General features: G+C 67.4%; 13 protein-coding genes. 5 read left to right on the plus strand and 8 right to left on the minus strand.

Annotated elements, in window-relative coordinates:
* Window positions 1-52 precede the first annotated feature (52 nt).
* From ACQG3P_RS16880 to ACQG3P_RS16915, 8 genes are all read right to left on the minus strand, one after another.
* Window positions 53-316, minus strand: a complete 264-nt coding sequence (locus ACQG3P_RS16880; RefSeq protein WP_210130977.1) for a type B 50S ribosomal protein L31 — start codon at window positions 314-316, stop codon at window positions 53-55.
* 113 nt (window positions 317-429) lie between these two features.
* On the minus strand, window positions 430-1,368 hold the full coding sequence (locus ACQG3P_RS16885; protein ID WP_426805696.1) for a nucleoside hydrolase: 939 nt from the start codon (window positions 1,366-1,368) through the stop codon (window positions 430-432).
* A gap of 144 nt (window positions 1,369-1,512) precedes the next feature.
* A complete protein-coding gene (gene recG / locus ACQG3P_RS16890) occupies window positions 1,513-3,624 on the minus strand; it encodes an ATP-dependent DNA helicase RecG (protein WP_426805697.1) in 2,112 nt (703 codons plus the stop codon).
* 7 nt (window positions 3,625-3,631) lie between these two features.
* Complete coding sequence (locus ACQG3P_RS16895) at window positions 3,632-4,018, minus strand: RidA family protein (protein ID WP_068853882.1); 387 nt, start codon at window positions 4,016-4,018, stop codon at window positions 3,632-3,634.
* A 56-nt stretch (window positions 4,019-4,074) separates the two neighbouring features.
* A complete protein-coding gene (locus tag ACQG3P_RS16900; RefSeq protein ID WP_068853883.1) occupies window positions 4,075-6,234 on the minus strand; it encodes a RelA/SpoT family protein in 2,160 nt (719 codons plus the stop codon).
* A 154-nt stretch (window positions 6,235-6,388) separates the two neighbouring features.
* A complete protein-coding gene (gene rpoZ / locus ACQG3P_RS16905) occupies window positions 6,389-6,688 on the minus strand; it encodes a DNA-directed RNA polymerase subunit omega (protein WP_068853884.1) in 300 nt (99 codons plus the stop codon).
* A 111-nt stretch (window positions 6,689-6,799) separates the two neighbouring features.
* On the minus strand, window positions 6,800-7,465 hold the full coding sequence (gene gmk, locus ACQG3P_RS16910; RefSeq protein ID WP_093533650.1) for a guanylate kinase: 666 nt from the start codon (window positions 7,463-7,465) through the stop codon (window positions 6,800-6,802).
* Window positions 7,462-8,322, minus strand: a complete 861-nt coding sequence (locus ACQG3P_RS16915; protein WP_068853886.1) for a YicC/YloC family endoribonuclease — start codon at window positions 8,320-8,322, stop codon at window positions 7,462-7,464. Before ACQG3P_RS16915 ends, gmk begins: the two co-directional genes overlap by 4 nt.
* 120 nt (window positions 8,323-8,442) lie before the next feature.
* On the opposite strand from ACQG3P_RS16915, the gene rph reads away from it, so the two are divergent.
* The 5 genes from rph to ACQG3P_RS16940 all read left to right on the plus strand — a co-directional run.
* On the plus strand, window positions 8,443-9,171 hold the full coding sequence (gene rph / locus ACQG3P_RS16920; RefSeq protein WP_093533648.1) for a ribonuclease PH: 729 nt from the start codon (window positions 8,443-8,445) through the stop codon (window positions 9,169-9,171).
* Window positions 9,168-9,557, plus strand: coding sequence for a VOC family protein (locus ACQG3P_RS16925; RefSeq protein ID WP_068853888.1), 390 nt, complete (start codon window positions 9,168-9,170; stop codon window positions 9,555-9,557). Before rph ends, ACQG3P_RS16925 begins: the two co-directional genes overlap by 4 nt.
* Window positions 9,554-10,147: an RdgB/HAM1 family non-canonical purine NTP pyrophosphatase gene (gene rdgB, locus ACQG3P_RS16930; RefSeq protein ID WP_068853889.1), complete on the plus strand. Its 594-nt coding sequence runs from the start codon at window positions 9,554-9,556 to the stop codon at window positions 10,145-10,147. The genes ACQG3P_RS16925 and rdgB overlap by 4 nt, the downstream gene beginning before the upstream one ends.
* Window positions 10,148-10,160: 13 nt before the next feature.
* On the plus strand, window positions 10,161-11,366 hold the full coding sequence (hemW, locus tag ACQG3P_RS16935) for a radical SAM family heme chaperone HemW (protein ID WP_426805698.1): 1,206 nt from the start codon (window positions 10,161-10,163) through the stop codon (window positions 11,364-11,366).
* Window positions 11,367-11,448: 82 nt separating this feature from the next.
* Window positions 11,449-12,145, plus strand: a 697-nt coding sequence (locus tag ACQG3P_RS16940) for a DUF1631 family protein (RefSeq protein ID WP_426805699.1), incomplete at its 3' end; no start/stop codon positions are given.

The raw sequence follows: 12,145 nt of genomic DNA on the forward strand, positions 1-12,145 counted from the left end.
AAAACAACGGCCGCCGAGGCGACCGTTGTTTTCATGCAGCAGTGTCGACAGCTCAGGCAGCAGACGGCGCCGCCGGCTTGCCGAAACGCTTCTGGAACTTGTCGATACGGCCGCTGGTGTCGATCACCTTGTGCTTGCCCGTGTAGAACGGGTGCGAAGCAGAGGAGATTTCGATCTTGACGAGCGGGTATTCCTTGCCGTCTTCCCAGGTCGCCGTTTCCTTGGTGGCCATGGTCGAGCGGGTCAGGATTTTGAAATCGGAGGTGACGTCCTGAAAGATGACGTCACGGTAGGTCGGATGGATATCGTCCTTCATGGGGCACACCGTAAAAAGGGTAAGGAAAACGCAAGAGCGGCATTATAGCCCCGGCTGCCGTCAAGGGCAAGCCAGGGACCGTCATCCGCAGTATAAGGGCCGCCGCAGCGGCTTCAGGCGACGCCGAGCGCAGCCCGGACCTGGGCCTCAAAGCGGCCCTGGTCGTAGGCCAGGAGCAGCTGGGTGTTGTCCGGCTGCCCCGTCTGGCGGTTCCAGTCGACAATGGTAGCACCCCGGCTGTGGGCCCCGGCCAGTTCGATGTTCAGCGGGCGCGATTCGACCCGCAGCGCGCCTTCCGGCTGCAGCGCCCAGGCCATGGCGAGGGCGTCGGCGGCGAACCAGCGCTCGCCGCGGCTGTCTTCGGACCACAGGCGGGTCTGGCGCGAGATCAGCTCGTAGAAGCGCGCCTTGTCGCTGTCGAAGGCCAGCCACTGCTCGACATCCTTGTGCAGCAGGCCGTGGGCGACGGTGGCTTCCCAGTCGGCCACTTCGATGTGCGGGAAGCCGGTGAACACCACGTGCGCCGCTTCGGGATCGAAGGCGATGTTGAACTCGGCCGCCGGGGTGATGTTGCCGTGGCAGGTGACCGCCCCGCCCATGACCAGGAAGCGCTTCACGCGCTGCGGCAGGGTCGGGTCGAGCTTGAGCGCCAGGGCCAGGTTGGTCAGCGGGCCGAGGGCCACCAGGAACAGCTCACCGGCGTACTCATGGGACAGGCGCAGGATGGCCAGCGCGGCGTGTTCGGCTTCGGCCTGGCGCTTGGCGGCCGGCAGGTTGACGTCGCCGAAGCCGTCGGCGCCATGAACGTGGGCCGCATCCACCGACGGGTGCACCAGCGGTTCGGGGGTACCGGCGAACACCGGCACGTCTTCACGCCCGGCCACTTCACACAGTTTCAGCGCATTGCGGACCGTGTGGTCCAGGCCGACATTGCCGGCGGCAATGGTGAGGCCGACCACGTCATGGCGTTCGTCGGCAAAGGCCATCAACAGGGCCAGGGCGTCATCGACACCCGGATCGGTGTCGATCAACAGCGGAATCTTCTTGGTCATGCGTGCCGTCTTTATCTAGCGGCAACGGAATGTCTCACCCGCAGATGACAAATACAAGGCCGGCGCCGAAGCCGGTCACGACCAACGGTCGTGATCTACCGGCGGCACAACCACGGTGGATCGGTAGGTAACGACCGTTGGTCGTTACGCTCCTGCGTATCGTACCGCCGATCCAATCCACCGCTCCACGACCCGGTCGGCCACCAGCGGGGCGTCGGCCAGCAGACGCTCAGCCAGCGCATGCACGCCCGGCAGCAGATCCGCGTCACGGGCCAGGTCGGCCATGCGGAAGCCAGCCAGGCCGGTCTGGCGGGTACCCAGCAGCTCACCCGGACCGCGCAGTTCCAGGTCCTTTTCGGCGATCACGAAGCCATCGTTGGTCTGCCGCATGGTTTCCAGGCGCTCGCGTGCCATCGCCGACAGCCGCGCCTGGTACAGCAGTACGCAGCGCGACACCGCCGAACCACGCCCGACCCGTCCGCGCAGCTGGTGCAGCTGGGCCAGGCCAAGGCGTTCGGCGTTCTCGATCACCATCAACGAGGCATTGGGCACGTCCACGCCGACTTCGATCACCGTGGTGGCCACCAGCAGGTCGATCTGCCCGGCCTTGAACGCGACCATGGTGGCCAGCTTCTCGCTGGCCTTCAGCCGGCCATGCACCAGCCCCACCCGCACGCCCGGCAGCAACGCCTGCAGCGATTCGAACGTGGCCTGCGCGGGAGTGGCATCCAGCTCGTCGTTTTCTTCGATCAGGGTGCACACCCAGTAAACCTGGCGGCCTTCGCGGCAGGCCAGCGCGATGCGCTCGATCAGTTCCGGGCGGCGGTCATTGTTCAAGGCCACGGTCTGCACCGGGGTGCGCCCGGGCGGTAGTTCGTCGATCGCCGACACGTCCAGGTCGGCGTATTCGGACATTGCCAGCGTGCGCGGAATCGGCGTGGCGGTCATCACCAGCTGGTGCGGCACGCTGTGCCCGCCCGGTCCCTTGTCGCGCAGCGCAAGCCGCTGGTGCACGCCGAACCGGTGCTGCTCGTCGACGATGGCCAGCGCCAGGTCGTGGAACACCACCGATTCCTGCATCAGCGCATGGGTGCCCACCACCACCTGGGCCTGCCCGTTGGCGACCTGTTCGAGCACCTTCGCGCGCGCCTTGCCGGTGACCTTGCCGGCCAGCCAGGCGACCTGCACGCCCAGCGGTTCCAGCCAGCCGCGCAGGTTGGTGAGGTGCTGTTCGGCCAGCAGTTCGGTGGGGGCAGCCAGCGCGACCTGCTTGCCCTGCTCCACCGCCAGCATGGCCGCCAGCGCGGCCACCACAGTCTTGCCCGAGCCGACATCGCCCTGCACCAGCCGCAGCATCGGGCGCGACTGGGCCAGGTCCTCGCGGATCTGGGTGAACACACGTTTCTGCGCAGCGGTCAGGGCAAAGGGCAGCTGCTTGAGCAGGGCCTTGGCCAGTTTTCCCGGGCCGGCCAGCGGTGGCGCATGGTGCGCCTGCAGGGCAATGCGTTGGCGGCGCAGGCTCAGGTGGTGGGCCAACAGCTCTTCCAGCGCCAGCCGGCGCTGTGCGGGATGCGTGCCTGCAGCGAGCGCGGCCAGGTTGGCGTCGGGTGGCGGGCGGTGCACGGTCAGCAAGGCACTGCGCAGCGAGGGCAACGCCAGGCCATCGAGCCAGCCCGGCGGCAGCAGTTCAAGGCTGGATTCTTCGGGCAGGCGGTCCAGCGCCTGGCCGATCAGGCGGCGCAGCGTGGCCGGGCCGATGCCTTCCACTGCGGGATAGACCGGGTCCAGGCTGTCGCCCAGCGCCGGGTCATCGGTACGGCCGAGCACCTGGTAGCTCGGGTGGACGATTTCCAGCCCCAGCTGGCCCGGCTTGGGCGTGCCGAAGCAGCGCAGGCGGGTGCCCACGGAGAACTGGGCCACCTGCTGCTGGCGGAAGTGGAAGAAGCGCAGCACCAGGGTGCCCTGCCCTTCGTCTTCCACTGCCACTTTCAGGGTCGGGCGGAAGCGCATGCCGCGGTCCACCGCGACCACGCGGACTTCCACCTGCGCCGGCACGCCGTTGCGCAGGTCCTGGATGCGGGTCAGCGCGGTGCGGTCTTCATACCGCAGCGGCAGGTGCAGCCACAGGTCCTGCAACGAGGACAGGCCGCGCGCCGACAGCTTGGCGGCCACGGCCGGACCCACGCCGGCAAGCACCGCCAGCGAAGCTTCGCCGGACGGCGCCAGCGCCGGGGTGACCGCCGGTCTGCGTGCCACGTGGCGGTCAGTCGATGACCATCACCGCATCAACCTCGAAGTTGGCGCCCTTGGGCAGGCCGGACACTTCGATGGTGGAGCGGGCCGGGAACGGCGCCTGGAAGTAGTCCTGCATGACCGCGTTGACCTTGGCGAATTCGGCCAGGTCGGTCAGGTACAGGCCCAGGCGGACCACCTTGTCCAGCGAGCCGCCGGCGGCTTCGGCCACTGCCTTGAGGTTGTCGAAGGCGCGGCGGGCCTGCGCTTCGACATCACCGGCACCGACGATGTCGCCGGTGGCCGGGTCCAGCGGAATCTGGCCGGAGAAGTACACGGTGTTGCCGGCACGCACGGCCTGCGAATACGGACCGATCGCGGCCGGTGCGTTTTCGGTGTTGATGATCTGGCGGGACATGGGGTGCCTCGTTATGTCGAACAATGGTGGGCCATTGTATCGGTTTCGATCATTGCCTATTGCCTGCGCACCGACTGGACGACCGACAAACGCCGCAGCCGGCGCATCACTTCGGCCAGGTGGTTGCGGTCGCGGACCTGGATGTTGAAGGCCAGCACGGCGGCGTTGAAGTCGCGGTCCAGGTAATCCACCCGCTCGATGTTGGAATGGCTCTGCGCGATCGCCGCGGCCAGCTGGGCCAGCACACCGGTGCCGTTCTCCACTTCCACCACCAGCGCAGTGTCGTAATCGCCGGAGACGGTGGTGTCCCAGCCGATCGGCACCCAGCGCTCGGGCGACTTGCGTAGTTCGGCCAGGTTCGGGCAGTCCAGGCGGTGCACCACGATGCCCTTGCCGGCGGTGTGGTAGCCCATGATCTCGTCGCCGGGAATCGGCTGGCAGCAGTTGGCGAAGCTGACCACGCCGCGTTCGCTGCCGTTGATCAGGATCTTTTCCTGCGAGTGCTTGGAATGCGCGCCGCCGCGCAGTTCGGCGTAGGCCATCAGTGCCTGCGCGGCCTGGTTGGGCATCCAGTTGCCCAGCGCCACTTCGGCCAGCAGGGCCTCCAGGCGCGGGTAGCGGTGTTCGGCAAGGAACGCATCCAGACGCCCCTTGGGCAGGCGTTCGAGCGAGCTGTCCATCGCCTCCAGCGCGCGGTCCAGCATGCGGTGGCCCAGCTGCACGGCATCTTCGTGCTCGAGCTGCTTGAGCTGGTGGCGGATCGCGGTGCGCGCCTTGGAGCTGACCACGAATTCGAGCCACTGCGGCTTGGGCGTGGCCGAGCGCGCAGTAATGACTTCCACGGTCTGCCCACTGACCAGCTTGGTGCGCAGCGGCACCAGTTTCTTGTCCACGCGCGAGGCCACCGCCATGTTGCCCACGTCGGTGTGCACCGCATAGGCGAAGTCCAGCGCGGTGGAGTTGCGCGGCAGGGCCAGGATCTTGCCCTTGGGCGTGAACAGGTAGACCTCGTCCGGGAACAGGTCGACCTTGACGTTGTCGAGGAATTCGAGCGACGAACCGGCGGCGCGCTGCGAATCGATCAGTTCCACGATCCAGGCATGCGCACGGCTCTGCGCGCTGTTGGGGGTGTCGCCACCGAACTTGTAGGTCCAGTGCGCGGCCACGCCGCGCTCGGCGATCAGGTCCATTTCCTCGGTGCGGATCTGCACTTCGATCGGCGAGCCGTACGGGCCGAACAGCACCGTGTGCAGCGACTGGTAGCCGTTGGCCTTGGGAATGGCGATGAAATCGCGGAAGCGCCCATCCAGCGGCTTGAAGGTGGCATGCACCGAACCCAGCGCGTGGTAACAGTTGGGCACGCTGCGCACGACCAGGCGGAAGCCGAACACGTCCATGACCTGGTCGAAGGATTTGTTCTCGTCGCGCATCTTGTTGTAGATGCTCCACGGGGTCTTGATCCGGCTGACCAGGCGGTGTTCCAGCCCTTCCTTGGCCAGCCGCTGCGACAGCTGCACTTCCACCTGTGCCATTGCCTCGCGGCGTACCACCGGCTGGCTGCGGATGTGCTTTTCCAGGATCGCGTGGCGCCACGGGTACAGCGCCTTGAAGCCCAGGTTCTGCAGCTCGCTCTTGACCAGGCTCATGCCCAGCCGCTGCGCGATCGGGGCGTAGATCTCCAGGGTCTCACGCGCGATGCGGCCGCGCGCCTCGGTGCTCTGCGCGCCCAGCGTGCGCATGTTGTGCAGGCGGTCGGCCAGCTTGATCATGATCACGCGCAGGTCGCGCGACATCGCCAGCAGCATCTTGCGGAAGCTTTCGGCGGCCGCTTCCTGGCGGTCGCGGAACTTCAGCTTGTCCAGCTTGGTCACCCCATCGACCAGCTCGGCCACGGCTTCGCCGAATTCGGCGGCCAGTTCTTCGCGGGTCAGCGGGGTGTCTTCGATGGTGTCGTGCAGGATCGCGGCGATCAGCGCTTCCACGTCCAGGCCCAGCTCGGCCAGTACCTGCGCCACCGCCACCGGATGGGTGATGTACGGCTCGCCCGATTTGCGGGTCTGCCCGGCATGCGCGGAGGCCCCTACCTCCCAGGCGCGACGCAGCAGCGGCAACTGCTCGGGCGGCAGGTAATGGGCTGCGCGTTCAAGCTGGAGGACATAGTCGGGTACGGCCGCGCCGGGAGACGTGGCGACCTTGGCAGAGGGGCCTGGGTTCATGGCTGGAAGACTATTCCAGCGACGGGATAACGGCAAACTATTGCGTTCGGGCAATCGTCAAATGCGTCACCACCAACGGGGTGACCTGCCGCTCAAAAGCAGACAGCCCGCACATGGCGGGCTGTCTGTTGCAACAACGGATGATCGGATGGGATCAGTCGTCGTTCTTGGACATGTCTTCGTCGGCGACGACTTCGGCAGCGGCCCATTCCAGTGCTTCACGCTCGGCACGCTCGCGCTCGGCCTTCTCGACTTCGTCGATCAGGGCGTTGTCGATCTTGCGGGCGGCAATTTCGCGCAGCGCCAGCACGGTCGGCTTGTCTTCGGTTTCGCTGTTGTCCAGGGTGGCCTGGACACCGTTGGCCAGCTGACGGGCGCGCTTGGACGCCATCATGACCAGCTCGAAACGGTTATCGACGACTTCCAGGCAATCTTCTACGGTGATGCGGGCCATGCGGGCTCCCGGCAGCCGGCAGGGGCTGCTCATCGAATGAGGGAAAGGGGACGGATTGTACCGGCCAGGGCTGGACAAAATCAAGCCGAGCGGCTACCCGCCCCTTGTGAATCAGTCAGTTGCCGTTGCGTCCTGGGTCAGCAGGGCCTGGATCAGGCCCGCGTGGCGGACCTTCTGGGACTCCCGGCGCAGGCGGCTGGCGGTGAAGATGGCGCACAGCTCGTCCACGGCGGTCTCGAACACTTCGTTGACGATGACGTAGTCGAAGTCGTTGAAATGCAGCATTTCCTCGCGGGCGGCGGCCAGGCGCTGGGCGATCACCGCCTCGCTGTCCTGCCCACGCTTGCGCATGCGGTCCTGCAGGGCCTGTTTCGACGGCGGCAGGATGAACACCGTGACCGTGCCGGGGACCAGCTGGCGGACCTGCTGGGCGCCCTGCCAGTCGATCTCCAGCAGCACGTCCTGGCCGGCCGACAACTGCGGCTCGACCGACTGGCGGGCGGTGCCCTTCCAGTCCCCATGCACCCAGGCGTGTTCGAAGAAGTCGCCGGCGGCGATCATCCGCTCGAATTCGGGCGCACTGACAAAGTGATAGTGCTCGCCGTTCACTTCTCCCGGGCGCATCGCACGGGAGGTGAACGAGATCGACAGGGCGATCTGCGGGTCGCGCGCCAGGGTGGCGTTGACGATGCTGCTTTTACCGGCCCCGGACGGGGCGGCCACGATGTACAGCGTGCCGCGGGCCGGTTCCGGGCTCTGGAGGGGCTGGCTGCTCATTCGATGTTCTGCACCTGTTCGCGGATCTGGTCGATCAGCACCTTCAGCTCGACGGCGGCATTGGAGGTGCGGCTGTCCACCGACTTGGAGCCCAGCGTGTTGGCTTCGCGGTTGAACTCCTGCAACAGGAAGTCCAGGCGGCGGCCGACCGGCTCGCGTTGCGTGAGCACACGGCGGATTTCCACGATGTGGCTGCGCAGGCGGTCCAGCTCCTCGTCCACGTCCAGCTTCTGCAGCCACAGCACCAGTTCCTGCTCGGCGCGGCCAGGATCGACCGGGTGCGGCAGGTCGGCCAGCCGGGCCGACAGCTTGGCGCGCTGGCCATCGCGGATCAGCGGAATCAGGGTGGTGACCTCCGCGGCGATGCGCTCCACGCCATCGACGCGCTCCTGGATCGCCGTGGCCAGCTTGTCGCCCTCGCGCTCACGCGCCGCGACGAAGCCGTCCAGGCTTTCTTCCAGCAGGGCCAGGGCCTCGGCCTGAAGGGCGGCGGCATCAACTGCCTCGCCCTGCATCACGCCCGGCACCTGCAGCAGTTCGGTGAAACTCACCTGCAGGCTGGGGAAGCCCGGCGCCAGCCGGCTGGCCAGCTCGCCGAGCTGGGCCAGCAGCGCATCGTTGACCACCAATGCCCCGGTGACCTCCGGCGCGCGCAGGCGCATGACCAGATCGATCTTGCCGCGGCTGCAGCGGTTGGCGACACGCTCCCGCAGTTGCGGTTCAAGCGCACGCAGCTCCTCGGGCAGGCGCACGCCCACCTCCAGGAACCGGTGGTTGACCGAGCGCAGCTCACAGGCCAGCGTGCCCCAGGGTGTGGCGCGCTCGCCGCCGGCATAGGCGGTCATGCTTCGAATCATGCGGGTTTCCGATGCTCTCAAAGTGCAAATGGTACCCTAGCGGTTCCTTTGGAGCCTCCTCGCCTGCCGGTCCCCGGTCCGGGCGCGGTCCCGCATCCCTCGTCTTACCGGAAGCCATCCATGTCCGATCCCCGTCCCAGCGGCCGCCAGGCCGACCAGTTGCGCGAAGTGCGCATCGAACGCGCCTTCACCCGCCATGCCGAAGGCTCGGTGCTGGTCAGCTTCGGTGAAACCCGCGTGCTGTGCACCGCCAGCGTGGAAAACCGCGTGCCGGGCTTCCTGCGCGGCAAGGGCGAAGGCTGGGTCACGGCCGAATACGGCATGCTGCCGCGCTCCACCCACACCCGCAACGACCGCGAAGCGGCGCGCGGCAAGCAGGGCGGCCGCACCCTGGAAATCCAGCGCCTGATCGGCCGCACCCTGCGCGCCTGCATTGATCGGAGCGCACTGGGCGAACGCACCATTACCCTGGACTGTGACGTGCTGCAGGCCGATGGCGGCACCCGCACCGCCGCCATCACCGGTGCCTACGTGGCGCTGGTGGATGCGGTGAACTTCCTGATCAAGCGCGGCGACATCAAGCGCAACCCGATCTTCGGCGCCGTTGCCGCGGTGTCGGTCGGCATCTACCGCGGCACCCCGGTGCTGGACCTGGACTACGCCGAAGACAGCGACTGCGACACCGACATGAACGTGGTGATGAACGATGGCGGCGGCTTCATCGAGCTGCAGGGCACCGCCGAAGGCCACGCGTTCCGCCGCGATGAGCTGGACGCGCTGCTGGCGCTGGCCGAAAAGGGCATCACCGACCTGTTCGCGGCCCAGCAGGCCGCACTGGCACAGCCGTGAGCCGGCGCCTCGCCCTGGTCACCCTGGTGGTGGCCGATTACGACGAGGCGATCGCCTGGTACACGGGCAAGCTCGGCTTCCATCTGATCGATGACATCGACCAGGGCAGCAAACGCTGGGTGGTGGTTGGTCCTACCGACGGCAGCGCGGCGGCGCTGCTGCTGGCACGCGCCAGCAATGAAGAGCAGCAGAGCCGGGTCGGCAACCAGACCGGTGGCCGGGTCGGTTTCTTCCTCAATACCGACGATTTCTACCGCGACCATGCCGCGATGACCGCGCGCGGCGTGGAATTCCTTGAAGCCCCGCGCGAAGAGCCCTACGCCACGGTTGCGGTGTTCCGCGACCTGTACGGCAACACGTGGGACCTGCTGGAGCCCAAGCAATGAAACTGGTACTGGCCAGCGGCAACGCCGGCAAGCTGAAGGAACTGCAGGCGATGCTGGCCGGCCTGCCACTGGAAATCGTGGCGCAGGGCGCGCTGGGCGTGAGCGATGTGCCGGAAACCGGCCTGACCTTCGTCGAGAACGCATTGATCAAGGCGCGGCATGCCTGCGCCAGCACCGGCCTGCCGGCGCTGGCCGACGATTCGGGCCTGATCGTGGATGCGCTGGACGGCGCGCCCGGTCTGTACAGCGCGCGTTATGCCGGCAGCCCGACCGATGACGCGGCCAACAACGCCAAGCTGCTGGACGCCATGCGCGATGTACCGGCCGAGCGCCGCACCGCGCGCTTCTACGCGGTGATCGTGCTGCTGCGCCACGCCAACGACCCGCAGCCGCTGATCTGCGAAGGCAGCTGGGAAGGCGAGATCCTGGACGAACTGCGCGGCAGCCACGGCTTCGGCTACAACCCGCTGTTCCTGGACACGGTGCTGGGCCAGACCGCCGCGGAAATGGCACCGGATGTAAAGAACGCGATGAGCCACCGCGGCAAGGCATTGCAGGTGTTGAAGCAGAAGCTGTCGGCGTTGATCTGAAATGATGGGCACCATGTCAGACCACGATTGTTTGCCGGGCGGGAACTGCGACCACGACCACGCGGTGTCGCTGGTACCGCCGCCGCTGTCGCTGTACGTGCACCTGCCGTGGTGCGTGCGCAAGTGCCCGTATTGCGATTTCAACTCGCACCAGGCCAAGGGCGAACTGCCGTTCGAGTCCTACATCGACGCGCTGATCCGCGACCTCGACCAGGACCTGCCGCTGGTCTGGGGCCGGGTGGTGAACAGCGTGTTCTTCGGCGGCGGCACGCCCAGCCTGTTCCCGCCGGAGGCGATCGACCGCTTCCTGCAGGCAGCTTCGGCACGGCTGCGCTTCGCCCCGAACCTGGAGGTGACCCTGGAAACCAACCCGGGCACGGCCGAGCACGGCCGCTTCGACCGCTACCGCGCGGCCGGGGTGAACCGGATCAGCTTCGGCATCCAGACCTTCAACGATGAGGCACTGCAGCGGCTGGGCCGCATCCACGACAGCGGCGAAGCCGAGCGCGCGGTGAAGCTGGCCCAGGATGCCGGTTACGACAACTTCAACATCGACCTGATGTACGCGCTGCCGCAGCAGACCCTGGCCCAGGCCGAGCACGACCTGGAACGCGCGTTCGCGCTGCAGCCCACCCACCTGTCGCACTACCAGCTCACCCTGGAGCCGAACACGGTGTTCTTCGCGCGGCCGCCGCAGGGCATTCCCGACGATGATTCGGCCTGGGACATGCAGGAGCACTGCCAGCGCCTGCTGGCCGAGGCCGGCTATGCCCAGTACGAAGTGAGCGCGTACGCGCGCCCCGGGCGGCAGAGCCAGCACAACCTGAACTACTGGCGCTTCGGCGATTACCTGGGCATCGGTGCCGGCGCCCACGGCAAGATCAGCTCCGGCGCCGGGCAGCACGTGCTGCGTCGCTGGAAGCACAAGCACCCGCAGACGTTCATGGACACTGCCGGCACGGCCGCGTCGATCGGCGGCGACGAGGTGATCGGCGCCGACCGCCTGCCGTTCGAATACATGCTCAACCTGCTGCGGCTGCACGAGGGCTTCCGGTTCAAGGACTTCGAGTCGCGCACCGGGCTGGACCGGGCGAGCATCGCCGCGCCGCTGCAGACCGCCCTCGCCAACGGCTGGATGACGGTGCAGGGCGACCATGTGCAGCCGACCGAGCTGGGCCGGCGTTTCACCAACGACGTGGTGGAGTTGTTCCTGGGCTGAGGATGTCGGGAGATCCCTTCTGGCGGGGACCCCGGGAAAACGTTAGATTCTGTGCTCTCAGGGGAGCCGGAACCTACAACGGATGTCTGCGTCCGCACCTTCATCGTCATCCGATCCGACCCGGTTCGCCGGGGTCAATGCACCGCCACGCGTGCGCCGCCTGCTGGCGGCGCTGCACGCGCTGGCCGTGCAGACCCTGAGCACCCCGCTCAAGCTGACCATCGTGGAGCTGGAGCGCGAGCTGTTCCGCGACGCCGAACGCGCCCGCAACAGCCAGATCCAGGCCGACATCTACGCCCAGGCCCGGCGCCTGCACGACGTCAACGCGCAGTTCGCGCCGCGCTTCCTGGACGCCCTGGCCACGGCCCTGGCCAACCTGCGCGAACCGCGGGTGCGGCACGTGCCGGCACCCAGCGCGCCGGTGGCGGCCACCACGCTGACCCTGGTCACCGACACCGATATCGACCGCGACATCGTGCTGGCCGACATCACCCGGCGCGAGGCGCAGCGCTCGGCCAGTGCGCTGCAGCTGCTGGGGCAGCGCTTCGGCGTGCTCGCCGCCGGCCCGGCATTCGATGCCGAGGACCTGCCGTTCGGGCCCTACGTGCTGTGCCGGATCACCCGTGAGCTGGGCGAGGAATTCGCGCTGGGCCTGGAAACCCAGCTGGCGCTGTTCCGCGTGTTCGACCGCCAGCTGCTGGAACGCCTGGGCGAGCTGCTGGAACGCGCCAACGTGCTGCTGACCCATGAGGGCGTGCTGCCAGGGCTGGTCTACACCA

Origin of the sequence: Stenotrophomonas sp. SrG, from assembly GCF_050031795.1 — a bacterium.
Taxonomy (GTDB): domain Bacteria; phylum Pseudomonadota; class Gammaproteobacteria; order Xanthomonadales; family Xanthomonadaceae; genus Stenotrophomonas; species Stenotrophomonas rhizophila_A.

Coding starts and splice junctions, on each gene's coding strand:
- ACQG3P_RS16880 (WP_210130977.1), bottom strand. CDS start 316: ATGAAGGACGATATCCATCCGACCTACCGTGACGTCATCTTTCAGGAC.
- ACQG3P_RS16885 (WP_426805696.1), bottom strand. CDS start 1,368: ATGACCAAGAAGATTCCGCTGTTGATCGACACCGATCCGGGTGTCGAT.
- ACQG3P_RS16895 (WP_068853882.1), bottom strand. CDS start 4,018: ATGTCCCGCCAGATCATCAACACCGAAAACGCACCGGCCGCGATCGGT.
- ACQG3P_RS16900 (WP_068853883.1), bottom strand. CDS start 6,234: ATGAACCCAGGCCCCTCTGCCAAGGTCGCCACGTCTCCCGGCGCGGCC.
- rpoZ (WP_068853884.1), bottom strand. CDS start 6,688: ATGGCCCGCATCACCGTAGAAGATTGCCTGGAAGTCGTCGATAACCGT.
- gmk (WP_093533650.1), bottom strand. CDS start 7,465: ATGAGCAGCCAGCCCCTCCAGAGCCCGGAACCGGCCCGCGGCACGCTG.
- ACQG3P_RS16915 (WP_068853886.1), bottom strand. CDS start 8,322: ATGATTCGAAGCATGACCGCCTATGCCGGCGGCGAGCGCGCCACACCC.
- rph (WP_093533648.1), top strand. CDS start 8,443: ATGTCCGATCCCCGTCCCAGCGGCCGCCAGGCCGACCAGTTGCGCGAA.
- rdgB (WP_068853889.1), top strand. CDS start 9,554: ATGAAACTGGTACTGGCCAGCGGCAACGCCGGCAAGCTGAAGGAACTG.
- hemW (WP_426805698.1), top strand. CDS start 10,161: ATGTCAGACCACGATTGTTTGCCGGGCGGGAACTGCGACCACGACCAC.